This window comes from Pseudomonas sp. LB3P14 (assembly GCF_054898045.1).
The window spans coordinates 315,398-340,631 of sequence record NZ_CM142714.1 but is presented as its reverse complement, the minus strand read 5'-3'; the positions used below and the strand labels follow the sequence as shown (position 1 = coordinate 340,631).

Sequence of the window (25,234 nt, the reverse complement as noted above, 5' to 3'; positions counted from 1 at the left end):
GGCTCTGGAAGGGACGCAGAACGTCCCGGGCTGCATTCCCACTCGGACGGTTCGACGCCTCGACGTGGGAACGATCAGTGGAGGCGCTGGCCGAGGTTTTCTTCCTTGAGAATGTCGAACAACGCCTGAGCCGCTGCCGACAATTCAACTCCAGGCTTGGTCAACACCCCGATCGCCCGCTCCACCACCGGGTCGCGCAAGGTAATACACCGCGCCCCCAGCTCGCGCATCTGCCCCGCGCACAACGCCGGCACCGCACTCACCCCCAACCCACTCGCCACCATCCGCCCAACCGTCGCCAACTGATGACTTTCAAACTCCACCGGCAATTTCATCCCCCGCGCCTGCAAGTGTTCTTCCAGCATCACCCGAACCGTCGACGGACGCTGCAAGGTGATGAACGGTTTCTTGAGCAAGGTCAGCCAATCGATGTCTTCCAGTTCGGCAAAAGGAGAATCCTTCGGCACCACTGCAACAAACCGATCCCTATACAACGGTGTGAATTCCAGCGATGAACTCTGAGTCGGCTCAAACGCTACCCCCAGTTCAACCTGCCGATCACGCACCATCTCCAGCACCTGCTCGTTGATCACGTCATTCACCGTGACGTTGACCTTGGGATACCGCGCGCGGAAGGTTTTCAGGATCGGCGGCAGCAGGTTGCCGGCAAACGACGGCATTGCCGCTAACGTCACGCGACCGCGCTGAAGCGTGAAACGCTGGCGCAGTTCATCCTCGGCATTGTCCCAATCAGCAATCAGCCGCCGAGCCAGTGGCACCAGCGACTCGCCTTCAGCCGTCAACGCCACATTGCGTGTATTGCGGGTGAACAGACGCCCGCCCAGCCCCTCCTCCAGCGCCTTGATGGTCAGGCTCAACGCCGATTGCGACAGGTGCAACCGCTCGCACGCCACGGCAAAACTCAAACTCTGAGCCACGGCCAAAAATGCCCTGATCTGCTTGACTGTCATGACCACTGGCTCCAACGTAGTACGGATGATTGATTGGTGAGTTTTATCTATCAATCAACCTTAAAAATCAACTTAACAAATTAATACTGCGGCGAGACACTCCATCCCATTCGGCTAGCCAGCCGCCCACAAAGAATAAAAGAGGTGCATATGGCAGGTTTCGACAAGCGCGTGAGTTCCTATGAGCAAGCGTTGGCAGGTCTTGAAGACGGCATGACCGTGATCGCCGGCGGCTTCGGCCTGTGCGGGATCCCGGAAAACCTGATCGCCGAGATCAAGCGCAAAGGCACCCGTGACCTCACCGTCGTTTCCAACAATTGCGGCGTCGACGGTTTCGGCCTTGGCGTGCTGCTGGAAGACCGGCAGATCAGCAAGGTGGTGGCCTCCTACGTCGGTGAAAACAAAATGTTCGAGGAGCAGCTGCTCAGCGGCGCCATCGAAGTGATCCTGACCCCTCAAGGCACCCTGGCCGAAAAAATGCGCGCTGGCGGTGCCGGCATCCCCGCTTTCTTCACCGCCACCGGCGTCGGCACTCCGGTGGCCGACGGCAAGGAAGTGCGCGAATTCCATGGCCGCAAGTACCTGATGGAAGAATCCATCACCGGTGACTTCGCCATCGTCAAAGGCTGGAAAGCCGACCATTTCGGCAACGTGATCTATCGCCACACCGCCCAGAACTTCAATCCGCTGGCCGCCACTGCCGGCAAGATCACGGTGGTCGAAGTCGAAGAAATCGTCGAACCCGGCGAGCTGGACCCGGCACAGATCCACACCCCAGGCATCTACGTCGACCGGGTCATTTGCGGCACGTTCGAGAAGCGCATCGAACAGCGCACCGTGCGTAAGTGATCCCCTGCCCCCGGACCTGAAGGAATAACAACAATGGCACTTTCCCGCGAACAAATGGCTCAACGCGTCGCCCGCGAAATGCAGGACGGCTTTTACGTGAACCTGGGCATCGGCATTCCGACCCTGGTCGCCAACTACATCCCTGAAGGCATGGAAGTCATGCTGCAGTCGGAAAACGGCTTGCTGGGCATGGGCCCCTTTCCTACTGAAGAAACCATCGATGCCGACATGATCAACGCCGGAAAACAAACGGTGACCGCGCGTATCGGCGCTTCGATCTTTTCCTCGGCCGAGTCCTTCGCGATGATTCGCGGTGGTCATGTCGACCTGACCGTACTCGGTGCGTTTGAAGTGGACGTGGAAGGCAACATCGCCTCCTGGATGATCCCCGGCAAGCTGGTCAAGGGCATGGGCGGTGCGATGGACCTGGTAGCCGGTGCAGACAACATCATCGTTATCATGACCCACGCCTCCAAGGACGGTGAGTCGAAGCTGCTGCCACGCTGCAGCCTGCCGCTGACCGGTGCCGGTTGCATCAAGCGCGTGCTGACCGACCTCGCCTACCTGGAAATCCTGGACGGTGCGTTCATTCTCAAGGAACGTGCACCGGGCGTCAGCGTCGAGGAGATTGTTGCCAAGACCGCCGGTAAACTGATCGTGCCGGATCACGTTCCGGAAATGCAGTTCGCTGCTCAGTGAGGAATCATTCCATGCAAGAAGTCGTCATTGTCGCCGCCACCCGTACCGCCATCGGCAGTTTCCAGGGTGCCCTGGCGAATGTTTCCGCCGTTGACCTCGGCGCTGCGGTGATCCGCCAGCTGCTGGCACAAACCGGCCTGGATGTTGCTGAAGTCGATGAAGTGATCATGGGCCAGGTATTGACCGCCGGCGCCGGGCAGAACCCTGCGCGCCAGGCAGCGATCAAGGCTGGCCTGCCGTTTACCGTGCCCGCCATGACCCTGAACAAGGTCTGCGGTTCGGGCCTCAAAGCGCTGCATCTGGCCACTCAGGCGATTCGTTGCGGCGATGCCGACGTGATCATTGCCGGCGGCCAGGAAAACATGAGCCTGGCCAATTACGTCATGCCCGGTGCGCGCACCGGTCTGCGCATGGGTCACGCGCAAATCGTCGACACCATGATCAGCGACGGCCTGTGGGATGCGTTCAACGATTACCACATGGGCATCACCGCCGAAAACCTGGCGGACAAGTACAACCTGACCCGCGAACAGCAAGATGCCTTCGCCGCAGCCTCGCAGCAGAAAGCCACGGCCGCCATCGAAGCCGGGCGTTTTGCCGACGAGATCACGCCGATCCTGATTCCTCAGCGCAAAGGCGATCCGGTTGCTTTCCAGGTTGACGAACAACCCCGGGCAGGTACCACCGCTGAAGCGCTGGGCAAACTCAAACCCGCCTTCAAAAAAGACGGTTCGGTGACCGCCGGTAACGCCTCGTCCCTGAACGACGGTGCCGCTGCGGTGATCCTGATGAGCGCCGAAAAAGCCAAGGCCCTCGGCCTGCCAGTGCTGGCGAAAATCGCTGCGTACGCCAACGCGGGCGTCGACCCGGCGATCATGGGCATCGGCCCGGTCAGCGCTACTCGTCGTTGCCTGGATAAGGCCGGTTGGTCCATCGGCCAACTGGACCTGATCGAAGCCAACGAAGCCTTCGCCGCACAATCCCTGGCGGTGGCCAAGGACCTGGAATGGGACCTGAACAAAGTCAACGTCAACGGCGGCGCCATCGCGCTGGGTCACCCGATCGGTGCATCGGGTTGCCGGGTGCTGGTGACCTTGCTGCATGAAATGATCAAGCGTGACGCCAAGAAAGGCCTCGCCACCCTGTGCATCGGTGGTGGTCAGGGCGTGGCACTGGCGATCGAACGGGAATAAGCCTAGTCATGATCGTTCCCACGCTCCGCGTGGGAACGATCCACAGCGTTCAACAGACGGCGCGGGGACCCACGAATATCCGTTCGCCGTCTGGCAAAACACCCGGTGCGATTCACATCGCACCGGGTTCTTTTTTTGTCTGGCCGTCAGGCAAATTTCACCAGGTTCAGCACCGGCAGCGGACCGCCTGGAAACTGCACCAGCCGCGCCCCGACGCTCAACTCCCCCAGATCAATCCCGAAGAAGCCCAGCTGTTCGATCAGCGCTGCCACTTGAGCTTTCGCGTCGGCATCATCACCCGAGAGAAACAGCACTCGCCGCCCACCCTCCGCCGCCGGATCGCTTTCCAGAAAACGCGCCTGAAGGTGATTGAACGCCTTCACCACCCGCGCACCGGGCACCCATTCGGCAAACACTTCGCTGGAAGTGCGGCCCTGCAAATCCACCGCCTTGAACGACGGCGCCTCGATTGAGTTGTTGGCGTCGATGACAATCCTTCCGCCAAAATCCCCCAGACCGGCGAGCGCGGTCGGCAACTTCGACCAGTTGACCGCAACCAACACGATGGCTTGTGCGGCGGCTTCCTCGCGAGTGCCGGCACGCGCCGTTGGTCCGAGTGCTTCCACCAGCGAGGCCAGGCTTTGCGGGCCACGGCTGTTGGCAATAACCACTTCAATGCCTTGACGCGAGAGTGCTCTGGCAAAGGCTGCGCCGATTGCGCCGGCGCCGATGATTCCGATGGTGCTCATGGTTGTTCACTCCGGGGGTTGTCGATGGAGCGATACTGCGCTTGCCATTAGCGCTTGATTAGCGGGTAATGCCTTGAATGATCTTCAAGCATGACTAGCAGGTGCCCACCATGGAAACCCTCGCCAACCTCGAATCCTTCGTACGCAGCGCCGAAACCGGCAGTTTTTCCGCCGCCGCACGGGCGCTCGCGCTGACCCCTGCCGCTGTCAGCCGCAACGTGGCGATGCTCGAACGCAACATCGGCGTGCGGCTGTTCCAGCGCTCGACCCGCAAGCTGTCCCTGACCGAAGCCGGGGAAAACTTTCTGACGAGCATCGGCGGCAATCTGCAAGCGTTACAGACAGCAATCAGCTCGGTGAGCAGCGACCGAGGCGAGCCGGCGGGAGTGCTCAAAGTCAGTCTCGCGCCGACCTTTGGCATCGGGCATATCTTGCCGCTGCTGCCGGCATTCCTGACACGCTACCCGCTGATTCGCCCGGAATGGCACTTCGAAAACCGTCCTGTGGATTTGATTGCCGAAGGGTATGACGCAGCCATTGGCGGCGGTTTCGAGTTGACGCCCGGGGTGGTGTCGCGGACGTTGGCGGCGGCGCATGTCGTGGCGGTCGCCTCACCGGCCTATCTCGCGCAACGCAGCCTGCCTGACAGTCCGGCGGACCTGTCCGGACACACCGGCATTGTGATGCGCGGCACCCGCACCGGGCGGGTTCGCCAATGGCTGATGCACGATGGCGCGGGCAATGAAGCACCTGCCAATTTGAATGAAAACATTGTGCTCAATGATCCGGCCGCCATGCGCGAAGCGGCGATACTCGGCTTGGGCGTGACACTGCTGGTTTTGCCGGATGTGCTGGCGAATATCCAGCGCGGCGAACTGGTACGCCTGCTGCCCGATTGGCACGCCGACGCGGGGCCGATCTCGCTGTATTACCCGAGCCGGACGTTGATGCCGGCCAAGACCCGAGTGTTCATCGACTTTATCGTTGAGGCGTTTTCACCCCGCTGACTGATCGTTCCCACGCTCCGCGTGGGAATGCCTCAATGGACGCTCCGCGTCCGCTTCGGCAGGGACGCGGAGCGTCCCGGGCTGCATTCCCACGCGGAGCGTGGGAACGATCACTGACAGTCACACCAGAAACTGCAAGATCAACCAGCTATTCGCCCCGCTGATCACCACAAACAACCCCCACGCCAGCACCCGCGTCGGCAACCGATTCACAAACGGTCCCATGAGCTTGTGATCGTTGGTCATGCGAATCAGCGGATACAACGCAAACGGCAATTGCAGACTCAACACCACCTGACTCAACACCAGCAGCTTGCCGATCGCATTGTCGCCCATCAGCCAGACGCCAATGAACGCCGGAATCAGCGCCAGCCCGCGCGTGATCAGTCGCCGTTGCCAGCAGGGAATCCGCAGGTTCAGGAAGCCCTCCATGATCACCTGCCCGGCGATGGTCCCGGTGAAGGTCGAACTCTGACCCGAAGCCAGCAACGCGACGCCAAACAACACGCTGGCCAGCGCCCCGCCCACCAACGGGTCCAGCAGGTGATAAGCGTCCTGGATGTCGATCACGTCGGTATGCCCGGTCTTGTGGAACGCCGCAGCGGCGAGGATCAGAATGGCCGCGTTGACCAGCAACGCCAAGGCCAGGGAGCCAATGGTGTCGATGCGCGCCAGTGTCACCGCGTCCTGCTTGCTGGCCAGGTCCTTGCCGATCATCCGGGTCTGCACGATGGAGGTGTGCAGGTACAAGTTATGCGGCATCACCGTGGCCCCGAGAATACCGATGGCCAGGTACAGCGGCGCGGCATCACCGATAGCTGACAGTGACGGCGTGAACCCCCGGGCGACGTCCGTCCAGTAGGGTTTGATCAGCAGCAATTCAACGAAGAAACACACGCCAATGGTGCCCACCAGCACCAGCATGATCGCTTCGAGTCGGCGAAAACCACGGTTTTGCAGGGCCAGCACCAGCAACGTGTCGAACGCCGTGAGCGCGATGCCGAAGGTCAGCGAACAGCCCAGCAGCAAATGGAACGCCAGGGCGCAGCCGAGCACTTCGGCCAGATCAGTGGCGATGATCGAAATTTCCGCCAACACCCATTGGGTGCGTGCAGTCCGGGTGCTGTAGCGCTCCCGGGACAACTGCGCCAGATCTCGCCCGGTGGCAATGCCCAGGCGCGAACACAAACACTGCACCACCATCCCCGCCAGACTCGCCAGCAGCACCACGAACAACAGGCTGTAACCAAACCGCGAGCCGGCCTCGATGGCGGTCGCCCAATTGCCCGGGTCCATGTAGCCGATGGAAACCAGCAAACCAGGACCGGCAAAGCGCAGCATCCGGTTGAAGAACGAGGCACGGGGATCGACGGCAACGCTGCCGGCCACTTCCGGCGGACAGAACGGCGCCGTGGCGGTTTTGGGCAAACTGAAGTTCACGCACTCATCCAGAAACAGGTGGGAGGGGGCAGCTTAGACGTTTCGCCCTGCGCACCCAAGGGGCAGCAGCTTTGTATACAAAAACCGGCAATCCATAGAGCAATCCACCGTCCGCAATGCTAACGTTGCCGCCTCACTCAGGTCGGAGGTGCGTGCGTGCTGATTCTCAAACTGCTGGTCATCCCAGGATTTCTCCTATTGATTTCCCTGGCCGGTAAACGCTGGGGACCGAGTGTCGCCGGTTGGTTGTCGGGGCTGCCGGTGGTGGTCGGGCCGATCCTGTTCTTTCTCGCCATCGAACAGGGCCAGGTGTTCGCCGCTCAATCAGCAACCGCAGCGCTGTCTGCAATGTTCGCGATGATTGCCTTTTGCGTGACCTACGCTCAGGTTGCACAACGCGCAGGGTGGCCGTGGGCGCTGCTCATATCGCTGTTGGTCTGGGCTACGGCGGCCGTTGTGCTGTCGTTGATTCCACCGTCCCTGGTGTTCTCGGTGATCGCCGCCGCGACTGCCCTGCTGGCGGCGCCGTATCTGTTTCCCTCGGTACAGCCAATCATCTCAGGCTCGGCGCCGAAGTCCGACAAACTGCTGTTGCGCATGATTGCCGGCGCCCTGCTCACCCTCGCGGTCACATTGTTGGCCAGCACCGTCGGCGAACGCTGGAGCGGCCTGCTCGCCGTGTTCCCGGTGCTGGGCAGTGTGATGGCGGTGTTCTCCCAGCAAACCCGCGGCCCGGCGTTTACCGCTGCTTTGCTGCGGGCGACGGCGACCGGGATGTATTCGTTCGCGGCGTTTTGCCTGGTGTTGGCGTTGGCGTTGCCAGGCATGGGACTGACCGCGTTCGCCGTTGGCGTTGCGGTGTCAGTGGGTATGCTCGGAGTGACCAAGCGCTTGCTGGCAAAACCGGTGAGCCCGGCGGCGGACGCTGGACGTACGGCGATCAAACGCTAAGCTGCTTGATGTCATCGGGCCAGGATGGTCGCCCGCTCATCGCGCTGAAGGAACAGACATGACTCAGCTCCGAAACAGCCACAGCGCTACGGCCGTCGGCGTGATTGCGATAGTGCTCTGGTCCTCCCTGGCGTTGCTGACCACCCTCACCGAAGGCATTCCACCGTTTGAGCTGCTGACACTGGGTTTCGGCGCAGCGTTCATGGCGAGCCTGGTGATTCTGGGCAGACGCGGGATCGCCGGGTTCACCAGTTGGCGCCAGCCCTGGGCTGTTTGGGCGACCGGGTTCGTCGGAATTTTCGTTTATCACGCGCTGTACTTTTTCGCGCTCAAAGCCGCCCCGGCGGCCGAAGCCAGTCTGATCAATTACCTTTGGCCGCTGTTGCTGGTGTTGCTGTCGGCGTTCTCGGCCGGCGAAAAGCTGCACAAACGGCAATTGCTCGGCGCACTGCTGGGCTTGGCTGGCACGGCTTTCATCATGCAACAGCGCGCCCCGAATGCGGGTGCCGCGATGCATCGCGGGTTACCTGGCGGCGTTTGGCTGTGCGCTGATCTGGTCGGTTTACTCGGTGATCAACCGCCGGTTCAGCGAAGTACCGAGCAGCATCATTGGTGGAATCTGTGGCCTGGTCGCCGTGGCCGGCCTGGTCTGTCACCTGGCCTTCGAATCCACGGTACAGCCCGACTTCAGCCAATGGACCGCGATTGTCGTCCTCGGTCTGGGACCGGTTGGACTGGCATTTTTTGCCTGGGACCACGCCACCAAACACGGCAGTCTGGCGACGCTGGGGGCGCTTTCCTACCTGGCGCCGCTGATTTCCACGTTGTTGCTGATCACCATCGGGCGCAGCCATGCCAGCCCGATTCTAATCGTCCCCGCACTGCTGATTATCGCCGGTGCGGCCATCGCTACATCGCGATCAACCTCTCAAGTGCCGGTAACGGCGTAACACCGTTGTTTTTGTAGCAGCAGCCTCGCAGGCTCGGCAGCTGCAGTGCGGGGTGTGAGGGCTGCTAGAAAGTGAATTCCATGGGATGATCGCCCTCAAAGCGCGACCATCCCCTGGAGTTTCTGAATGCCATTGTTGAGTAAAAAAGCCGCTGTCCTGTTGTTGACGGCGGTTGCCAGTCTGGGAGCGCTGAATGCGCAGGCCGCCAAGGCCACTGCCAGCGATACCGCACCCGCACAGAAAGTCTCGATGCTCGGCGGCAAGTTCAAGTTCACCCTGCCCAAGGGCTTCGTCGCCAACCCGTTGCCCGCCGGCGACGCGGCCACCGGCACCGCCGGGGCAACGGGCACCATGTACACCAATCAGGCCACCAAAACCGTCGTGATCGCTGCTGAAAACACCATCCCCGGCGGCCTCAACGTCAAAGACAACGACGGTCAGTTCCTCGACTCCGCGGCCTCCGACTTCGCCACCGAACAAGCCACGGCGTTGCCGGACTTCACCAAGCTCAGCGAAAAAAGCCTGACCCAGAAAGGTACCGGCCTAGGCCTGCGGCAGATCGACAGCACCGCGACCCAGGGTGGCGGCAAAACCCTCGACACCACACTGATGGCCGCGTCCAACACGCGCATGGCGATCGTTCAGGTGATTTCCCGCCTCAGCGACAATGCTGGTCACGAGACACTGGTCAAACAGATCGTCACCGGCAAATAAGCATCAGGGATTGAGACGCTGCAACCAGGCGCTCAAATCCTGCATCTCGTTGGCACTGATGGTGTGGCCGACGCCAGGGTAGGCATGAAATTCAGGCTTGAGTGACAGGCTCTGCAACAGGCTGTCGGCGTCCGTGCCGTCATTGTAGGGAAGGCGTTTGTCTGCAGTGCCATGACCGATGAAAATCGCCAGCTTCTGGCGTTTTTCATCCGGTTTCAGTTCGGACCTGAGCACCGGCAAAATCCGCCCGCTCAACGCCGCAATCCCGCCCACCGCCTCGGGATGACGCAACGCCACCTCGTAGGACATGATCGCGCCCTGGCTGAAACCCACCAGGAATACCTTGTTGGGTTCGGTGTGATACTTCTTCGCCGCCTGTGCGACAAAATCCAGCAACACCTCGCCGCTGGTCTTCAAATCATCCGTCTCGCCGTTGTAGGCAGCGTTGCCCTTCTCGCGAAACCACTTGTAACTACCCTCCTCCATCACCCTCGGTGCCCGCACCGACAGGAAGTTGTAGGGCGCGGGCAACTCATCCTTGATGTCGAACAAATCCTCCTCGTTACTGCCGTAACCGTGGAGGAAAATCACCAAGGGCTGATTGCGCGATTCGGGGTCGGCCTGCTCCAAGTACTTGAGCGGCAGATCGGTTTGCAGCGGGGTTTGAGCGTGGACGGCGACGGACGCCAGGAGTGTCAGCAGAGCGAGAAACTTCAACATAAACCTTCCTTCACAGAGCGCAGGATTCGGGGCAGAGCCTAACACTGTGAGGCTTGCCGGGGGATTGATCGTTCCCACGCTCTGCGTGGGAATGCCTCAACGGACGCTCCGCGTTCGGCTTCTGGGACGCGGAGCGTCCCGGGCTGCATTCCCACGCAGAGCGTGGGAACGATCGGGGAAACCTCAGTCGTTGATGAGTTTTCCAACCCGAATCGGCTCACGCCCGGCGACTTTCGCCTGCCATGTACCCGGCTGGGTGTAGCGCCCGCGATCAATGGCAAACAACACACCGCTGGTCCCGGCGCAAACGGTGGTGACCCGATCATTCAACGGATCAACCACTTCAAACAGGGCATCGCCCTTCTCCACCCACTCACCCGAATCGCGCAGGAAACTGACGACCCCGTGATGCGGCGCGAACAGGTATTGGGTGCCTTCGAACGGCATGCCTTCACAGCATTCGCTCGGTGCCGCAGGCCAGGTGCCTTTGATGAAACCTTGGTCGGCGAGGAACCCGAGAATCGCCTCGCAATTGGCTTGAGCCTGATCGACCCGCGTATCACCCATGCTGCCCAGCTCCAGCGTCGTCGCCAGGTTGGCCGGCGGGATCGCGGCCTCAGGGAAAGCCCTTGCCAGGCGTAACCACGGCGATGAACACGACTCATCGAATGAGCTGCCGCCGGAGTCTTCGCAGAGCAATGCAACCCCAGCCTTCAAACGCGCTGCCAGGGATTGCCACTGCGACCAGTGTTGCGGCAAGGCATACAGATGAATCGCCGCGTCGAAATCACAATGCAGATCGAGGGTGATGTCGGCATCGCAGGCGTGGCGCAGCAGCAAGCGGTGCATGGCTTCAAGCTGCGAGGCCGGTGCCGGCAAGCCGTCTAGTACCTGACCCATGGTCTGGCGAATCAGCGCGATGTTGGCAGCCGCATCACTGCCCAACCGATCGCCGATCAACTCGGCCACCGGTGCGCTGAGTTCGACGAAGGCGCGGTTGAAGTTCTTGCCGCTGCCCAGCTCGAAGCGCCCCATGTGGCTGCCTTGCAGGTGCTGATCGAGGCCGATGGGATTGGCCACCGGGACCAGTTCGATCACGCCCTGCAACTGGCCTTGGGTGTCGAGTTCGGTCAAACGCTTCTTCAGCTCCCACGCCGTGCGCATGCCTGGCAGCTCATCAGCGTGCAGGCTGGCCTGGATGTAAACCTTGCGAGTGCCCGCGCCATACCGAAACACGCTGAGGGTGCGTTCGGTGCCCAGGTGACTCCAGGGCAGTGGATGGTCGATGCGTTGCATGGCGTGCTCCTGTATTCGTGTGCTGCGCAGAATAAATCATGAAGGCATAAAAAAAGTGGCAACCGCGTCAACGGTTGCCACTTTTTTGAACGGACGTGATTACTCGCCGTAAACGTCAAAGTCGAAGTACTTGTCTTGTACTTGCTTGTACTTGCCGTTGGCGCGGATTTCGGTGATGGCGGTGTTGAATTTGTCCGCCAGCTCTTTATCACCCTTGCGCACAGCGATACCGGCGCCGCCGCCGAAGTACTTGGCGTCTTCGTAAGTCGGGCCCACGAAAGCGAAGCCTTTACCGGCGTCGGTTTTCAGGAAACCGTCATCCAGGTTGACCGAGTCGGCCAGCATCGCGTCGAGACGACCGGCGACCATGTCCAGGTTGGCTTCCTGCTGGGAGCCGTAGCGAACCAGATTGATACCGGCCGGCACCAGCACTTCAGTGGCGAAGCGGTCGTGGGTACTGGCGCGCAGCACACCGACTTTCTTGCCTTTGAGTTCGGTCAGCGGGTCCTTGATGTCGGTGCCTGCCTTCATCACGAAACGCGCCGGGGTGTGGTAGTACTTGATGGTGAAATCGACGTTCTTTTTGCGATCGTCGGTGATGGTCATGGACGACAGGATCGCGTCGATTTTCTTGACCTTCAGGGCCGGGATCAGGCCGTCGAACTCTTGCTCGACCCAGGTGCACTTCACTTTCATCTGCTCGCACAGCGCGTCGCCGATGTCCACGTCGAAACCGGTGAGTTTGCCGTCAGGGGTTTTCATCGAGAATGGCGGGTAACCGGCTTCGATACCGATGCGGATCGGCTTGGCATCTTCGGCCACAGCCGTCAGGGACAACATCGACAGTGCCAGGGCACCGAACATCACTAGCTTCTTCATTTATAACTCCTGTGTGCGGAGGCTTTTATTGGCAGCTTTCGGTAGGCTGCGTCCGGTTGGAGAGCACCGAAGTGGCCGGCAGTCTAGAGCGGCTCAAGGAGGGCAAATTGTGTTTAAGCGACAAATTCTTATAGAAAAGTGGCCGGCGAATTCAAGGTCCTTGAAGCGTGCGCCAAGCCGGTGCAAAGACTGTAGGACAAGCCTTTTTTCAGACAAAACCTACAAGCAAAAACTACAAGTGAGCCCTGATGCCTACGTTGAATCTGATCCAGCACCACCCCGCCGAAGGTCCTGGCGCCATTGCCGACTGGGCCAAGTCCCGAGGACTGACGCTGAACGTCTTTCGCGCCGACCTCGGCCAATTGCCGTCAGTCAGTGCAGCACCCGTAATCCTGTTGGGCGGGCCTTATGAATCCAACGGCGGGCCGGCCTGGCTGGAAGCCGAACGTCAGTGGTTGGCGGGCAGTCTGGAACAAGGCGCGGCGGTGTTCGCGATTTGTCTGGGGGCGCAGCTGCTGGCGCTGAGCCTGGGCGGGAATGTGCGGCGGATGGACCGCACCGAAACCGGCTGGACGCCCGTGACCTTTGTCGATGGCCAGACGTTGCAGGTGCTGGAATGGCACGAAGACGCGATCGACTTGCCGCCCAACGCGCAGTTGCTGGCCAGCAGTGATCAGTGCGAGCAGCAGATGTATTGCGTCGGGCCGACGCGGGTGGGTTTGCAGTTTCATCCCGAGTGGAATGCTGAATCAGTGGCAACGCTCAATGCGCATTTTGCCGATGAGTCACCGCTGCCCCGGGGTCAACAGGACAACGCCGCCTATGCAGCCGTGTTCGAGTGGTTGCAGGCGACGCTGGATGGGTGGTGGGCATCCGTTTAGAAGCAAGATCAACATTCGCAACCGATCACGGTGCTGGCAGGCCGTTCCATCGCAACACTCAACTCAAACCCTTCATCCAACCACCCGGTCACCCCGCCGATCATTTCCTTGACCGGGTAACCCAGCGCCGCCAGTTTCACCGCGGCCTTGTTAGCGCCGTTGCAGTGGGGCCCGGCGCAATAAACCACGAACACGCTGGTTTTCGGGTAAGCCGCCAGACCTTCAGCGCTCAGCAGTCGCCCGGGAATATTGATCGCTCCCGGCACATGGCCACGCTCGAACGCTAGCGGGCCGCGCACGTCCACCAGGACAAAATCCACTTCGCCGGCCTGTTGGCTGCCGTGGACGTCGGAACAGTCGGTTTCGAAAGTCAGACGGTTGCTGAAATGCATCAGGGCGATGGCCGATGGGGCGGCGGGAATCTCGCGGACCAGGCTGGTCATGGGCTGTACTCCAAAGTCTCGGTGGGTGTGAGAAGACTTTATCCGCCCGACGCTTGCGGCTACAGTGGCGCACAAGACACTCACCGGGAACTTTCCGCCAAATGCAGCCCACCCCTGGATTGGTCGCAATTCTGGCCTACGACGGCCTCTGTACGTTCGAATTCGGCATCGCCGTGGAGATCTTCGGCCTGGCACGTCCGGAGTTCGACTTCCCTTGGTATGAGCATCGGATCGCCGCTGTCGATCAAGGCCCGATGCGCGCCATGGGCGGCATTCAGGTGCTGGCCGATGGCGGCATGGAACTGCTCGACGACGCCCGGACCATCATCATTCCCGGCTGGCGTGATCGCAGCGCCCCGGTACCTGAGGCATTGATCGCGGCCCTGCGCCAGGCCCATGCACGGGGTGCGCGGCTACTGTCGATCTGTTCGGGCGTGTTCGTGCTGGCGGCCACCGGTTTGCTCGACGGTCGCGGCGCCACGACGCACTGGCGCTACACCGCTGAGTTGGCCGAGCGTTTTCCGAACATTCTGGTGGACCCGGACGTGCTCTATGTCGATTCAGGTCAACTGATCACCTCGGCCGGCAGCGCTGCCGGTATCGATGCCTGCCTGCACTTGGTGGCGCGGGACTTCGGTACGCAGGTGGCCAACTCGGTGGCGCGGCGGCTGGTGATGTCGCCGCAACGCACCGGCGGCCAGGCGCAGTTTATTCCGACACCGGTCAGTCCTACGCCTCGTAGCGATTTGTCGCGCGTCATGCAGTGGGCGCGCGAGCGTTTGCATGAACCGCTGGAGGTGCGCGAGCTGGCGAGTGAGGCGGCCATGAGTGAACGGACCTTTCTGCGCCGGTTCACTGAAGCCACTGGCATGCCGCCTAAAGCCTGGTTGCAGCATGAACGCCTGGGCCGGGCCCGCGAGCTGCTTGAGAGCACGAATCAGAACACCGACCAGATTGCCCAACGCTGTGGGTATCGTTCGGTGGAGAGTTTTCGGGTGGCGTTTCGTAGCGTGGTCGGGGTGCCGCCGTCGGTGTATCGGGAGCGGTTTGGGCGTGAGGTTAAAGCAATAATTTGAGGTGTATTTGAAGGCCCCTTCGCGGGCAAGTCGGATCGCCGCACCGCTCGCTCCTACGGGTATGGCGGTGTTCTTGTGGGAGCGAGGCTTGCCCGCGAAGGCGTCAGCCCAGACACTGCTTATCTCAAGGCTTACGCAACAAATAGGTATCCATAATCCACCCATTGGCCAACCGCGCCGCCTTGCGCACCCGTTCGATCTCATCCGCCACCTCCTTGAGCTGGCCGCTGATCAGGATTTCATCCGGCGTCCCCAGGTAGGCCCCCCAGTAAATTTCCGTCTCCTGATCCACCACTTGATGGTAGGAATCCTCCGCGTCCAGCATCACCACCAGGCTGTCGGCATCGCTCACCTGCCCCGCCGCCAGCCGCCGGCCGGTGGTGATTTCAATCGAGCGGCCAATGCGGTTCAGTGGCACCTTATGCTGGGCCGCCAGCGCCTGGACACTGGTGATGCCGGGGATTACTTCGAACTCAAAGACGCATCGGCCTGAGGCCAGAATCGCCTGCAAAATCCGAAGGGTGCTGTCGTACAACGCTGGATCGCCCCACACCAGAAAACCGGCGCACTGGTCGTCAGTCATTTCCTCACTGATCAACCGTTCGAAGGTCCGCTGCTTGGCCAGGTTCAGGTCTTCCACGCTGGCCTTGTAGTCCACATCGCCGCGTTCGCGCTCCGGGCTGTGGGCTTCGACGAAGCGGTAGTCGCGATCGGTGATGTAGCGCTCGCAGATCTCGCGGCGCAGGTCGATCAGTTTGTCTTTGCTCTGGCCCTTGTCCATGAGGAAAAACACGTCGACGAGGTTCAGCGCTTTCACGGCTTGCATCGTGATGTAGTCGGGGTTGCCGGCACCGATGCCGATGACCAGAAGTTTTTTCATCAACGTGTTCCCTCGGGGTCAGTGCCCAGCAAGCGCAGGCGCCAGCGGCCGTTGAACCGCAATTCGATGGTCGACAGCGGTTCGACGTCGATCAGGTTGAACGCTGCACCTTGCAGCAGGTGCGTCAGGGCGGCGCGAATGACAAAGGGATGGGTGACCGCAACGATGTGTCCCGGTGTTGCCTCCAGCGTTTTCAGCCACGCGGCCACTCGCTCACCGAGTTGCGCCACCGACTCGCCACCGTGGGGTGCCGAATTCGGGTCATCGAGCCAGATCTGCAGCGTATCCGCTGCGGATTTTTGCAGATCGTCGATCCGCGCGCCTTTCCAGTTCCCGAAATCGCAATCCCTCAGTGCCGCGACAATCTCCACGTCGCTGCCGAACAGCTCGGCGGTTTGCCGGGTTCTCAGTTCAGGTCCACACACCAGTCGTGGCGTCCCTTTGAACTGAGCACAGCGTGATCCCCTTTCTGATTGCCAATCCATCTCCAACGGCTCATTCGTAGGAAAACGCGCCAATTTCTGTGCGACGGTTCGAGCGTGGCACATCAGGGTCAAACGGGTTGCCTGCACGAAGGATCACTCGGTCGATGGGAATGGAAAACGGCGTCACGCCGCGACAATTGCCCAATTGTGCCGTAAGAAGCACGATCCAGGGCGTTTCGTTTGATCCAGTCATACACGTTCTAAAAACTCATCTCACCTGAAAAATCGGCGATATCCGACACCGCTATGGGCAATGACCTACAAGCTCTGTCGACTTCCGTGTAGCCCCCGGCGCACGTGGCTTTCGCCCCATTTCGGAGCTTTAAAAAACCATAAAAAAATTCACTAGACATGTTGAGTCCGCTACATAAATACTGTTTTAGCAATTTATGAAACGAAACCGACACATCCATCCAGCAGGAGCCCGGATGCCTTCTCTCAGAGACCTGATCACCGATCCCGGTCTGGAACTTACGCCGTCGGAACGCAAAGTCATCCGTGCCTTGCTGGACCAGTACCCGCGTAACGGACTGGGCCCGATGTCACGGTTGGCCGAACATGCCGGTGTCAGCGATCCCACCATCGTGCGACTGGTAAAAAAACTGGGTTTCAGCGGTTATGCCGATTTCCAGGATGCCCTGCTCAGCGACATGGACCACCGCCTCCGTTCCCCCAGTGCCCTGTTGCAACCTCGTTCTCATCTTCAGAAAGGCGACGCCTGGAGCCATTATCTGGCGCACAGCTATCGAGCGCTGGTGGACACCCATGCCCTGACCCAGCCCGAAGATGTGCGGATTCTGGTGGAATGGCTGCTCGACACCCGCCATCAGGTGCATTGCTTCGGTGGGCGCTTCAGCAGTTTCCTCGCCAATTATTTGCTCAACCACCTGCGTCTGCTGCGGCCTGGCTGTTTCGCGCTGGAAGACAACGCGCAACTGCCAGACCGATTATTCGACGTGCAACGTCAGGACGTGGTGCTGGTGTTCGACTATCGCCGCTACCAATCACAGGCCCTGCGCGTGGCCAATGCGGCGAAAAGTCGATATGCACGCGTGGTGTTGTTCACTGACATCTATGCTTCACCGTTGCGGGAAATGGCCGACCTGATTATCAGTGCGCCGGTGGAATCGGTGTCGGCCTTCGACTCCCTGGTTCCGGCGCTGGCCCAGGTCGAGGCGCTGATTGCTTGCCTGACCCTGCGCAGTCCGGATCTGGCCGATCGCCTGGAAGGCATCGATGCCCTGCGGACCGACTTCGACACCCACCTGCTGGAGGATAAATAAGGATGTTCACGCTCCCCCACCACTCGCCTAGGGATTTGCCGTTCGTCACCGATCACACCGCGCTGTTGCTGGTGGACATGCAACGCGCCTGGCTTGAGCCGCAGTTCGACCCGCACCTTGACGGACCGGACGCCGAGTACTTCCTGTCCCGCACCCACATGCAGGTGGTGCCCAATCAACGCCGGCTGCTCAGCGCCTTTCGCAGCGCCAGGCAAAACGTGCTGCACACGATCATCGAAAGCCTCACCGCCGATGGCCGTGACCGCTCGCTGGACCACAAACTCTCGGACATGCACTTGCCCAAGGGCAGCCCGCAAGCGCGGATCATCGACGACCTGACCCCGGCAGAAAACGAAATCGTGCTGCCCAAGACCTCGTCCGGGGTCTTCAACTCGACCCACATCGACTACGTGCTGCGCAACCTCGGGACGCGGCACCTGATCATCGCGGGCATCGTCACCGACCAGTGCGTGGACATGGCCGTGCGTGATGCCGCCGACCGCGGTTACCTTGTGACGCTGGTGGACGATGCCTGCGCGACTTACACCGCAGAGCGGCATCAGGCCTGCCTGAATGCAATCAAGGGTTACTGCTGGATCACCGACACCCAGACCGTGCTCGGCCGGTTGCAGGAGATGCAGCCATGAGCGAGCGCCTGTTGCCACTGCCCATGACCACCCTCGTCACCACCGACCTGATTGGCGTGACTCGCGGGCGCTCCTTTCCCACGGACGAACTCGAGCACTATCAAAGGACGGGGTGTGGCTGGGTACCGGCCAACAGCGCGCTGACCCCGCAAGACATCATCGCCTACGCCAACCCGTGGGGCGCTTACGGAGATTTGCGGCTGATGCCCGATCTGCTCAGCCGAGTGACGGTCAGTAACGGCCCGGATCCCGACGCCCCGGCGCTGGATTTTATTCACAGCGACATTCGCGAAACCGATGGCCGCCCGTGGGGTGCCTGCCCGCGTACTGTGTTGCGCAACGAGGTAGAGCGTTATCGCGCCGAGTTGGGCTTGCAGGTCAATGCGGCGTTCGAGCATGAATTCAACGTGAACGGCGGCGAAGTTGAACACCTGGCGTTTTCTCTGCAAGCCCAGCGTCAGGGTGCCGAGTTTGGCGGTTGGCTGCTCAGCGCCCTGCGCGCCGGTGGCGTCGAACCGGAAATGTTCCTGCCCGAGTACGGCAAGCATCAATACGAAATCACCTGTCGCCCGACCCTTGGGGTGGCCGCTGCCGACCGCGCAGTGAACGTTCGTGAAATCACCCGCGAGATCGCCCGGCAAATGGGCCTGGAGTTGAGCTTCGCGCCCAAGACCTCGGAGCAGGCGGTGTGCAACGGCGTGCACCTGCACGTCAGCCTGCTGGACCTGGCCGGCCAACCGGTGATGTACGACGCCGGCACCACCAATGGCTTGTCGACCCTCGGCCAGCACTGGGCCGCCGGCATCCTGCATTACTTGCCTGCGCTCTGTGCGTTTACTGCACCGACGCCGGTGTCCTACGAGCGTTTGCAACCCCATCACTGGAGCGCGTCCTACGCGTGCCTCGGGCAACGCAACCGCGAAGCGGCGCTGCGAATCTGCCCGACGACGAGCCTGGGCGGCAAATCGGTGGCGACGCAATACAACCTGGAATTTCGCGCCATGGACGCTACGTCCTCGCCACACCTGGCCATGGCCGCGCTGCTGATTGCCGGTCGGCTGGGCATCGAGCAACGCCTGGCCTTGAACGCAATCACCGATGAAGTCCCTGACTCCCTCAACGAAGAACAACGCCAGGCGCGCGGCATTGTCGCCCTGCCCGCTTCGCTTGCCCAGGCCCTGGACTGCTTGCGCAACAGCGAGGCACTGATCGAAGCCCTGCCGAGCGCGTTGCTGGACACCTACTTCGCCCTTAAAACCGAGGAATTGACGCTGACGGAACAGCTGTCGCCCGCCGAACGCTGTGAGCACTATGCGCGCCTGTACTGAATCTGCTGAACTCGGTCTTTACACCGAGCCCGCGTACACCCTGAGCCGGGAAGAGTCCGGGCACCCGTTGATTCTGGTGTGCGAGCACGCCAGTCGTTTTATTCCTGCCGGGTTAAATGACCTGGGCCTGAGTCACGAGGCGGCCCGCGAGCACATCGCCTGGGACATCGGTGCCCTGGCGCTGGCCGAGGGTTTGTCGCGGGCATTGGGCGCAACACTGTTGGCGGCCAATTACTCGCGACTGTTGGTCGACCTCAACCGACCGCTCCAGGCCCCGGACAGCATTCCGGCGCAGAGCGAAATTTATCAAGTACCGGGCAACCGGGACCTCGACGAAGCCACCCGCGAGTACCGTCGGCAATCCCTGTTCGAACCCTTTCATGCTCGACTGCGCACCTTGATTGACCAACGTGTCGCTCAAGGGCGGCCGGTACGGGTGGTGGGCATTCACAGTTTCACGCCGGTCTATCACGGCCAGCCTCGCGCACTGGAAGTTGGCGTGTTGTATAGAGAGGCCAAGGCGTATGCCCAGCGATTGATCGATGGCTTGAGCCAGCATCCCTTGAAGGTTGCCGGTAATGAGCCGTACAAAATCAACCCGTTGGGCGACATGACCGTGCCGGTCCACGGCGATGCACGAGGCCTGGAGTCGGTATTGATCGAGGTACGCAACGACCTGCTGCGCACGCCTGAAAACGTCACTCGCTGGACCGAATACCTGGCGCCGCTGTTGTAACGGAATCGCTTCAAACTCGCAGCTTGCAGCTGCTTTCACCCCAAGGAGAATGGCTTCATGGAATTAGAAGAATTCGGCTACAAGCAAGAGCTGAAACGCAGCCTGTCGCTGACCGACCTGGTGGTGTACGGGATGATCTTCATGATTCCCATCGCACCGTTTGGTGTTTATGGCTACGTCAACGCCGAGGCGCCGGGGCTGGTACCGCTGGCCTACATCATCGGCATGGTGGCGATGCTCTTCACTGCCCTGAGTTACGGCAGCATGGCTCGGGCCTTTCCGATTGCCGGTTCGGTTTACTCCTACGCGCAACGGGGCCTGAATCAGCACGTAGGGTTTATCGCGGGTTGGCTGATGCTCCTCGATTACCTGCTGATTCCGCCGCTGCTGTATGTGTACGCGGCCATGGCGCTGAATCATTTGTACCCGGACATTCCGAAAGTCGGTTTCATCCTGGCCTTCCTGGTCAGCGCGACCTTCGTCAATCTGCGGGGCATCACGTTCACCGCGCGAATGAACATCGTCTTTCTGCTGGCGCAACTGGTGGTGCTGGGGATCTTCCTGTTCTACGCCTGGAACGCGCTGCACAGCGGCGGCGGTAACGGTCAGCTGACACTCGCGCCGTTGTACAACCCCGAGACGTTCAACTTCGCCCTGCTGATGCAAGCGGTGTCGATTGCGGTGCTGTCGTTCCTCGGTTTCGATGCGATTTCCACACTCGCCGAAGAGGTCAAGGGTGACCCGGGCCGCAGCGTCGGCAAGGCAGCGCTGATTACGTTGGTGGTCATGGGCGTGATCTTCGTCGTGCAGACCTGGATTGCAACTGATCTGGCGGCCGGCATGGGTTTCAAATCGGCTGACACGGCGTTTTATGAAATCGCTGAAATCGCGGCCGGCAGCTGGCTTGCCACCCTGACCGCCGTGGCGACGGCGCTGGCCTGGGGCGTTGCAGTGGCAATCACCTCTCAAGCCGCGGTGTCTCGTCTGCTGTTCGGCATGGCCCGGGACGGCAAGCTGCCGAAGGTACTGGCCAACGTTCACCCCAAACACAACACGCCGTACGTGAGCATCTATCTGGTGGCCGTGCTATCGCTGGTGATTTGCTACCTGTTTATCAACTCGGTGGACACCCTCACCTCACTGGTGAATTTCGGCGCACTGAGTGGCTTCATGTTGCTGCACCTGACGGTCATCAACCATTACTGGCGTCGGCAGAAATCCGGCCAGGTGATCCGTCACCTGATCTGCCCGGTGATCGGCTTCATCATCGTTGCGGCCATCATGTACAACATGGGCGTCGATGCACAGAAACTCGGCCTGATCTGGATTGCCCTGGGCCTGGTCTACCTGTTTGTACTCAACAAACTGGGCACCAGCACGGTACTGCCCGACCCAAGCAACGGCTGACAAGAAAAAGAGCGGCGTCTGACAAAAATTCAGGCGACCGCCGATATATCGCGTGGAAACCGACAGTGATAGTCAGGTTCGGTGCTAACCGCCGAACCCTTTGATACAGGAGTGCATCCATGCTGGTCTTACGCCCAGTCGAGTTAACCGACCTGCCCCAGTTGCAGCAACTGGCGCGCGACAGTCTGGTAGGCGTCACGTCCTTGCCGGACGACACCGAATGCCTGCGCGAGAAGATTCTCGACTCCTGCGCCTCATTCGAAAAAGACGTTGAGGGCCAGGGTCCGGAGAATTATTTCTTCGTGCTGGAAGATCTCACCCGAGAGCGTTTGGTGGGCTGCTCGGAGATCCTCGCCACCGCCGGTTTCAGCGAGCCGTTCTACAGCCTGCGCAACCGGCATTTCACCAGCGCCTCGCGGGAGCTGAACATCGAGCACGGCGTGCCGGCGCTGTCGTTGTGTCACGACCTCAGTGGCCATACCTTGCTGCGAGGTTTTCATATTGACGCAGCGCTGGTGCGAACACGGTTCTCTGAACTGCTGTCCCGGGCGCGGCTATTGTTCATCGCCGCGCACTCGCAACGCTTTGCCGAAGCGGTCATCACCGAGATCGTCGGCTTCAGCAGCGATGAAGGGCAATCGCCGTTCTGGGATGCGGTGGGCAAGCATTTCTTCGACCTGCCCTACGCCGAGGCCGAGCGGCTTTGCGGCCTGGAAAGCCGAACCTTCCTCGCCGAACTGATGCCGCAATACCCGATCTACGTGCCGATGCTGCCGCAGGCTGCGCAGGACTGCATCGGTCGTATCCACCCCGATGGCCAGGAGGCCTTCGATATCCTCGAGCGCGAAGGGTTCGAGACCAACAGCTACATTGACCTGTTCGACGGTGGTCCGACGCTGTATGCGCGTACCCCCGGTATCCGCTCTATCGCCCAGAGCCAGACCGGCACGGCTCGGTTGGATTGGTCCATCGATGCACGCGGCGGCTTTCTGGTCAGCAACGATTCGCTGATGGACTATCGCGCCATCGTCGCCGATCTGGATTACCAGACCGGGCAACCTGTGAGATTGAGCGCCGAGATGTGCGCCGCCCTGAACGTAACCGATGGCAGCCCCATCCGGCTGATCGCCCTGTGAGCAGCACCCGGCCCCGTGCCCAACGACAGCGCCCGAGCAGGCGTGCAGAAGGAGTTGCATCATGATTGTCCGCCCGGTTCACGTCACCGACCTGCCCGCCTTGCTGAAACTGGTGCAGCAGGCAGGCCCCGGCTTCACGACCCTGCCGGCCAACGAAGAACGCCTGACCCACCGGATACGCTGGGCGCAACGAACCTTCGCCGAACAGGTCGAACGCGCCGATGCCGATTACCTCTTCGTGCTCGAAGACGACGATCAGCAACTGGTGGGCGTCAGTGCCCTGGCGGGCGCCGTGGGCCTGCGCGAACCCTGGTACAACTACCGGGTCGGGCTCACGGTCAGTTCGTCACCGGACCTGGGTATTCAACGGCAAATTCCGACGCTGTTCCTGAACAATGAAATGACCGGCCAATCGGAGATTTGCTCGCTGTTTCTGCGACCCGATCAACGCCAGGGCAGTAACGGTCGATTGCTGTCGTTGGGGCGTTTATTGTTTGTTGCAGAGTTTGCGCACCTGTTCGGCGACAAACTCATCGCCGAACTGCGTGGCAGCGCCGACGAACAAGGCTGTTCACCGTTCTGGGACAGCCTGGGCCGGCACTTCTTCAAGATGGATTTCAGCCACGCCGATCACTTGTCGGGGCTGGGCAGCAAGTCGTTCATCGCTGAACTGATGCCACGCCAACCGCTTTACACCTGCCTGCTCACCGAACAGGCTCAGGCCGTGATCGGCAAGGCGCACCCGAACACCGAACCGGCCCTGAAAATCCTCACCGCCGAAGGCTTTGCGCATAAGGGTTACATCGACATCTTTGACGCCGGCCCGGTGATCGAAGCCCCGATCTCGAATATCCGCACTGTGCGCGACAGCCAACCGCTGTTGCTGGCCATCGGTACGCCCGACGAGCAAGCCCCGGTGTGGCTGATCCACAACCGTCGCCTGGAAAACTGCCGCATCACCGCCGCCCAGGCCAGACAAGTGGGCAACAGCCTGATCGTCGACCGCCTCACCGCCAAACGCCTGCAACTGCAACCCGGCAACTCGGTACGCGCGGTGCCGTTGCTCAATCAACAGCAGCAAGCGGTGGCGGCGTGACCGACGGTGGTCCATCTGCCTCTGCAAAATCGTCATCATCCTTCCCCCGCTCGCGTGATAGCCTTTTGTTCCTTCGGCGTTGACACTTTTGCTCAAGCCCTTCCATTCCAATTGCAGTGGTGGAACTCTTATGTCCAGGCTTTCTCATCAAGATTTACGCCGTAACTTTCGCGAGCTGTTCGCTTCCAACGCCTGCTATCACACGGCGTCGGTCTTCGACCCGATGTCGGCCCGTATTGCCGCTGACCTGGGTTTCGAAGTGGGGATCCTGGGCGGTTCGGTCGCGTCGTTGCAGGTACTGGGCGCCCCCGACTTTGCCTTGATCAGCCTCAGCGAGTTCGCTGAGCAGGCCACCCGCATCGGCCGTGTTGCCCAATTGCCAGTCATCGCCGACGCCGACCACGGCTACGGCAACGCACTCAATGTCATGCGCACCATCGTCGAACTCGAACGCGCCGGCGTGGCGGCCCTGACCATCGAAGACACACTGCTGCCCGCCCAGTTCGGCCGCAAGTCCACCGACCTGATCGGGGTCGCGGAAGGCGTCGGCAAGATTCGTGCGGCACTGGAAGCTCGGGTCGACTCGGAGATGGCGATCATTGCCCGCACCAACGCGGGGATTTTGCCGATCCAGGAAATCATCAGCCGTACAAAGCACTACCAGCAGGCCGGTGCGGACGGGATTTGCATGGTGGGTGTGCAGGACTTTGACCAACTGGAACAGATCGCCGAGCACCTGAGCGTTCCGCTGATGCTGGTCACCTACGGCAATCCACTGTTGCGCGACGATAAACGCTTGGCCGAACTGGGCGTGCGGGTCACTATCGATGGTCACGGCGCCTACTTCGCCGCGATCAAGGCCACTTACGACAGCCTGCGGGAACAACGGCAGATCTTTACTCAGGCGTCGGACCTGAGCGCTACCGAGTTGACCCACACCTATACGCAGCCTGAGGAATACATCCGTTGGGCGGAAGAGTTTATGAGTGTTAAAGAGTAATGATGGCGAGAGTGTTTTGCCTGTGCCGAGGGAGCTTGCGCCCTCGACACAGAACTCACTCGCCTGTCAGGCCGGAGTCTTGAACTCCACCTCCCGCTGCAACGCCCGCGCCTGAACCACATCCAGCATCGCGCAGCCTTCGCGCATCAGCAGATGAACCGCCCGGGTAACGCGCGTCAGATCGCAATCGGAAATGTCTTTGAGGTTCAGGCTGGTTAAGGTGTCCGCCAGATCGCGAACCACAGTAAAGCGATGCGCAGCGCAGGCAGCGAGGTCGCTGAGTTCTTTGTGGGTGTTGATGAAGAGCACCGGGGTTTCGGCGTCGTAGGTGTCGATGGGGAGGTAACGGGGCATGACTTGGTCAAACATGGGTGTAACTCCAAATAGAGCAACCACCGTTCGCGGCCAAGCTAATTAG

The 25,234-nt window shown here is 60.8% G+C and carries 26 protein-coding genes and 1 pseudogene; 17 read left to right on the top strand and 10 right to left on the bottom strand.

What is annotated here, in order from left to right; translation table 11 throughout:
* Positions 1-74: 74 nt before the first annotated feature.
* Positions 75-971: a LysR substrate-binding domain-containing protein gene (locus tag ACYZT5_RS01630; protein ID WP_462049486.1), complete on the bottom strand. Its 897-nt coding sequence runs from the start codon at positions 969-971 to the stop codon at positions 75-77.
* Positions 972-1,121: 150 nt separating this feature from the next.
* On the opposite strand from ACYZT5_RS01630, the gene ACYZT5_RS01625 reads away from it, so the two are divergent.
* The 3 genes from ACYZT5_RS01625 to ACYZT5_RS01615 are packed head-to-tail and all read left to right on the top strand — an operon-like array spanning position 1,122 to position 3,712.
* The gene (locus ACYZT5_RS01625; RefSeq protein WP_462049485.1) at positions 1,122-1,820 is read left to right on the top strand and encodes a CoA transferase subunit A; all 699 of its coding nucleotides are present in this window, start codon (positions 1,122-1,124) and stop codon (positions 1,818-1,820) included.
* A gap of 33 nt (positions 1,821-1,853) precedes the next feature.
* Positions 1,854-2,519 (top strand): CoA transferase subunit B, encoded by a 666-nt coding sequence (locus ACYZT5_RS01620; RefSeq protein ID WP_462049484.1) that lies wholly within the window; start codon positions 1,854-1,856, stop codon positions 2,517-2,519.
* Positions 2,520-2,530: 11 nt separating this feature from the next.
* A complete protein-coding gene (locus tag ACYZT5_RS01615) occupies positions 2,531-3,712 on the top strand; it encodes an acetyl-CoA C-acetyltransferase (RefSeq protein WP_462049483.1) in 1,182 nt (393 codons plus the stop codon).
* Positions 3,713-3,858: 146 nt separating this feature from the next.
* Here ACYZT5_RS01615 and ACYZT5_RS01610 read toward each other — a convergent pair whose 3' ends face one another.
* On the bottom strand, positions 3,859-4,461 hold the full coding sequence (locus ACYZT5_RS01610) for an NADPH-dependent F420 reductase (RefSeq protein WP_462049482.1): 603 nt from the start codon (positions 4,459-4,461) through the stop codon (positions 3,859-3,861).
* A 110-nt stretch (positions 4,462-4,571) separates the two neighbouring features.
* Here ACYZT5_RS01610 and ACYZT5_RS01605 point away from each other — a divergent pair, with 110 nt between their 5' ends.
* Positions 4,572-5,468: a LysR family transcriptional regulator gene (locus tag ACYZT5_RS01605; protein ID WP_462049481.1), complete on the top strand. Its 897-nt coding sequence runs from the start codon at positions 4,572-4,574 to the stop codon at positions 5,466-5,468.
* A gap of 120 nt (positions 5,469-5,588) precedes the next feature.
* Here ACYZT5_RS01605 and ACYZT5_RS01600 read toward each other — a convergent pair whose 3' ends face one another.
* A complete protein-coding gene (locus ACYZT5_RS01600) occupies positions 5,589-6,908 on the bottom strand; it encodes an Nramp family divalent metal transporter (RefSeq protein ID WP_462049480.1) in 1,320 nt (439 codons plus the stop codon).
* Between the two features lie 156 nt (positions 6,909-7,064).
* Between ACYZT5_RS01600 and ACYZT5_RS01595 the strand changes: the two genes are divergently transcribed.
* The 3 genes and pseudogenes from ACYZT5_RS01595 (at position 7,065) to ACYZT5_RS01585 (ending at position 9,523) form a co-directional block, all read left to right on the top strand.
* On the top strand, positions 7,065-7,859 hold the full coding sequence (locus tag ACYZT5_RS01595) for a hypothetical protein (RefSeq protein WP_462049479.1): 795 nt from the start codon (positions 7,065-7,067) through the stop codon (positions 7,857-7,859).
* 58 nt (positions 7,860-7,917) lie between these two features.
* A pseudogene (gene yddG / locus ACYZT5_RS01590) lies at positions 7,918-8,809 on the top strand (aromatic amino acid exporter YddG).
* A gap of 126 nt (positions 8,810-8,935) precedes the next feature.
* A complete protein-coding gene (locus ACYZT5_RS01585) occupies positions 8,936-9,523 on the top strand; it encodes a DcrB/PsbP domain-containing protein (protein WP_462049478.1) in 588 nt (195 codons plus the stop codon).
* A gap of 3 nt (positions 9,524-9,526) precedes the next feature.
* Here the strand turns inward: ACYZT5_RS01585 and ACYZT5_RS01580 are convergent, their stop codons facing one another.
* From ACYZT5_RS01580 to ACYZT5_RS01570, 3 genes are all read right to left on the bottom strand, one after another.
* Complete coding sequence (locus ACYZT5_RS01580; RefSeq protein WP_462049477.1) at positions 9,527-10,243, bottom strand: alpha/beta hydrolase; 717 nt, start codon at positions 10,241-10,243, stop codon at positions 9,527-9,529.
* A gap of 183 nt (positions 10,244-10,426) precedes the next feature.
* Positions 10,427-11,539: a succinylglutamate desuccinylase/aspartoacylase family protein gene (locus ACYZT5_RS01575; RefSeq protein ID WP_462049476.1), complete on the bottom strand. Its 1,113-nt coding sequence runs from the start codon at positions 11,537-11,539 to the stop codon at positions 10,427-10,429.
* Positions 11,540-11,638: 99 nt separating this feature from the next.
* Entirely contained in the window at positions 11,639-12,418 is a 780-nt protein-coding gene (locus ACYZT5_RS01570) for an ABC transporter substrate-binding protein (protein ID WP_462049475.1), read from the bottom strand.
* Positions 12,419-12,666: 248 nt separating this feature from the next.
* On the opposite strand from ACYZT5_RS01570, the gene ACYZT5_RS01565 reads away from it, so the two are divergent.
* Positions 12,667-13,299: a type 1 glutamine amidotransferase gene (locus ACYZT5_RS01565; RefSeq protein WP_462049474.1), complete on the top strand. Its 633-nt coding sequence runs from the start codon at positions 12,667-12,669 to the stop codon at positions 13,297-13,299.
* A gap of 8 nt (positions 13,300-13,307) precedes the next feature.
* Here ACYZT5_RS01565 and ACYZT5_RS01560 read toward each other — a convergent pair whose 3' ends face one another.
* A complete protein-coding gene (locus ACYZT5_RS01560) occupies positions 13,308-13,742 on the bottom strand; it encodes a rhodanese-like domain-containing protein (protein WP_462049473.1) in 435 nt (144 codons plus the stop codon).
* Positions 13,743-13,843: 101 nt separating this feature from the next.
* Here ACYZT5_RS01560 and ftrA point away from each other — a divergent pair, with 101 nt between their 5' ends.
* The gene (gene ftrA / locus ACYZT5_RS01555; RefSeq protein WP_462049472.1) at positions 13,844-14,818 is read left to right on the top strand and encodes a transcriptional regulator FtrA; all 975 of its coding nucleotides are present in this window, start codon (positions 13,844-13,846) and stop codon (positions 14,816-14,818) included.
* Between the two features lie 124 nt (positions 14,819-14,942).
* Here ftrA and cobF read toward each other — a convergent pair whose 3' ends face one another.
* Positions 14,943-15,698 (bottom strand): precorrin-6A synthase (deacetylating), encoded by a 756-nt coding sequence (gene cobF / locus ACYZT5_RS01550; RefSeq protein ID WP_462049471.1) that lies wholly within the window; start codon positions 15,696-15,698, stop codon positions 14,943-14,945.
* A complete protein-coding gene (locus ACYZT5_RS01545; protein ID WP_462049470.1) occupies positions 15,698-16,270 on the bottom strand; it encodes a histidine phosphatase family protein in 573 nt (190 codons plus the stop codon). Before ACYZT5_RS01545 ends, cobF begins: the two co-directional genes overlap by 1 nt.
* Positions 16,271-16,611: 341 nt before the next feature.
* Between ACYZT5_RS01545 and ACYZT5_RS01540 the strand changes: the two genes are divergently transcribed.
* The 8 genes from ACYZT5_RS01540 (at position 16,612) to ACYZT5_RS01505 (ending at position 24,816) form a co-directional block, all read left to right on the top strand.
* Positions 16,612-17,466, top strand: a complete 855-nt coding sequence (locus tag ACYZT5_RS01540; RefSeq protein WP_462049469.1) for a MurR/RpiR family transcriptional regulator — start codon at positions 16,612-16,614, stop codon at positions 17,464-17,466.
* Positions 17,467-17,468: 2 nt separating this feature from the next.
* The gene (locus ACYZT5_RS01535; protein WP_462049468.1) at positions 17,469-18,113 is read left to right on the top strand and encodes a cysteine hydrolase family protein; all 645 of its coding nucleotides are present in this window, start codon (positions 17,469-17,471) and stop codon (positions 18,111-18,113) included.
* Positions 18,110-19,441 carry a glutamine synthetase family protein gene (locus ACYZT5_RS01530; protein ID WP_462049467.1) on the top strand — a complete coding sequence of 444 codons (1,332 nt, stop codon included), beginning with the start codon at positions 18,110-18,112 and terminating at the stop codon, positions 19,439-19,441. The genes ACYZT5_RS01535 and ACYZT5_RS01530 overlap by 4 nt, the downstream gene beginning before the upstream one ends.
* Positions 19,425-20,177, top strand: a complete 753-nt coding sequence (locus ACYZT5_RS01525; RefSeq protein ID WP_462049466.1) for an N-formylglutamate amidohydrolase — start codon at positions 19,425-19,427, stop codon at positions 20,175-20,177. Before ACYZT5_RS01530 ends, ACYZT5_RS01525 begins: the two co-directional genes overlap by 17 nt.
* Positions 20,178-20,234: 57 nt before the next feature.
* Entirely contained in the window at positions 20,235-21,584 is a 1,350-nt protein-coding gene (locus ACYZT5_RS01520; protein ID WP_462049465.1) for an APC family permease, read from the top strand.
* A gap of 119 nt (positions 21,585-21,703) precedes the next feature.
* Positions 21,704-22,720: an arginine N-succinyltransferase gene (locus ACYZT5_RS01515; RefSeq protein ID WP_462049464.1), complete on the top strand. Its 1,017-nt coding sequence runs from the start codon at positions 21,704-21,706 to the stop codon at positions 22,718-22,720.
* Positions 22,721-22,781: 61 nt separating this feature from the next.
* Positions 22,782-23,816 (top strand): arginine N-succinyltransferase, encoded by a 1,035-nt coding sequence (gene astA, locus ACYZT5_RS01510; RefSeq protein WP_462049463.1) that lies wholly within the window; start codon positions 22,782-22,784, stop codon positions 23,814-23,816.
* 130 nt (positions 23,817-23,946) lie between these two features.
* A complete protein-coding gene (locus ACYZT5_RS01505; RefSeq protein ID WP_462049462.1) occupies positions 23,947-24,816 on the top strand; it encodes an isocitrate lyase/PEP mutase family protein in 870 nt (289 codons plus the stop codon).
* Between the two features lie 66 nt (positions 24,817-24,882).
* On the opposite strand, the gene ACYZT5_RS01500 is transcribed toward ACYZT5_RS01505, so the two are convergent.
* Positions 24,883-25,185: a hypothetical protein gene (locus tag ACYZT5_RS01500; RefSeq protein WP_462049461.1), complete on the bottom strand. Its 303-nt coding sequence runs from the start codon at positions 25,183-25,185 to the stop codon at positions 24,883-24,885.
* Positions 25,186-25,234 lie beyond the last annotated feature (49 nt).

Bases quoted from the DNA above. Each gene is read 5' to 3' on its own strand.
- ACYZT5_RS01575 (WP_462049476.1), bottom strand. From the start codon at position 11,539: ATGCAACGCATCGACCATCCACTGCCCTGGAGTCACCTGGGCACCGAA.
- ACYZT5_RS01630 (WP_462049486.1), bottom strand. From the start codon at position 971: ATGACAGTCAAGCAGATCAGGGCATTTTTGGCCGTGGCTCAGAGTTTG.
- cobF (WP_462049471.1), bottom strand. From the start codon at position 15,698: ATGAAAAAACTTCTGGTCATCGGCATCGGTGCCGGCAACCCCGACTAC.
- ACYZT5_RS01625 (WP_462049485.1), top strand. From the start codon at position 1,122: ATGGCAGGTTTCGACAAGCGCGTGAGTTCCTATGAGCAAGCGTTGGCA.
- ACYZT5_RS01500 (WP_462049461.1), bottom strand. From the start codon at position 25,185: ATGTTTGACCAAGTCATGCCCCGTTACCTCCCCATCGACACCTACGAC.
- ACYZT5_RS01525 (WP_462049466.1), top strand. From the start codon at position 19,425: ATGCGCGCCTGTACTGAATCTGCTGAACTCGGTCTTTACACCGAGCCC.
- ACYZT5_RS01540 (WP_462049469.1), top strand. From the start codon at position 16,612: ATGCCTTCTCTCAGAGACCTGATCACCGATCCCGGTCTGGAACTTACG.
- astA (WP_462049463.1), top strand. From the start codon at position 22,782: ATGATTGTCCGCCCGGTTCACGTCACCGACCTGCCCGCCTTGCTGAAA.
- ACYZT5_RS01580 (WP_462049477.1), bottom strand. From the start codon at position 10,243: ATGTTGAAGTTTCTCGCTCTGCTGACACTCCTGGCGTCCGTCGCCGTC.
- ACYZT5_RS01565 (WP_462049474.1), top strand. From the start codon at position 12,667: ATGCCTACGTTGAATCTGATCCAGCACCACCCCGCCGAAGGTCCTGGC.
- ACYZT5_RS01505 (WP_462049462.1), top strand. From the start codon at position 23,947: ATGTCCAGGCTTTCTCATCAAGATTTACGCCGTAACTTTCGCGAGCTG.
- ACYZT5_RS01570 (WP_462049475.1), bottom strand. From the start codon at position 12,418: ATGAAGAAGCTAGTGATGTTCGGTGCCCTGGCACTGTCGATGTTGTCC.
- ACYZT5_RS01610 (WP_462049482.1), bottom strand. From the start codon at position 4,461: ATGAGCACCATCGGAATCATCGGCGCCGGCGCAATCGGCGCAGCCTTT.
- ACYZT5_RS01520 (WP_462049465.1), top strand. From the start codon at position 20,235: ATGGAATTAGAAGAATTCGGCTACAAGCAAGAGCTGAAACGCAGCCTG.
- ACYZT5_RS01560 (WP_462049473.1), bottom strand. From the start codon at position 13,742: ATGACCAGCCTGGTCCGCGAGATTCCCGCCGCCCCATCGGCCATCGCC.
- ACYZT5_RS01615 (WP_462049483.1), top strand. From the start codon at position 2,531: ATGCAAGAAGTCGTCATTGTCGCCGCCACCCGTACCGCCATCGGCAGT.
- ACYZT5_RS01515 (WP_462049464.1), top strand. From the start codon at position 21,704: ATGCTGGTCTTACGCCCAGTCGAGTTAACCGACCTGCCCCAGTTGCAG.
- ACYZT5_RS01530 (WP_462049467.1), top strand. From the start codon at position 18,110: ATGAGCGAGCGCCTGTTGCCACTGCCCATGACCACCCTCGTCACCACC.
- ftrA (WP_462049472.1), top strand. From the start codon at position 13,844: ATGCAGCCCACCCCTGGATTGGTCGCAATTCTGGCCTACGACGGCCTC.
- ACYZT5_RS01585 (WP_462049478.1), top strand. From the start codon at position 8,936: ATGCCATTGTTGAGTAAAAAAGCCGCTGTCCTGTTGTTGACGGCGGTT.
- ACYZT5_RS01620 (WP_462049484.1), top strand. From the start codon at position 1,854: ATGGCACTTTCCCGCGAACAAATGGCTCAACGCGTCGCCCGCGAAATG.
- ACYZT5_RS01605 (WP_462049481.1), top strand. From the start codon at position 4,572: ATGGAAACCCTCGCCAACCTCGAATCCTTCGTACGCAGCGCCGAAACC.
- ACYZT5_RS01535 (WP_462049468.1), top strand. From the start codon at position 17,469: ATGTTCACGCTCCCCCACCACTCGCCTAGGGATTTGCCGTTCGTCACC.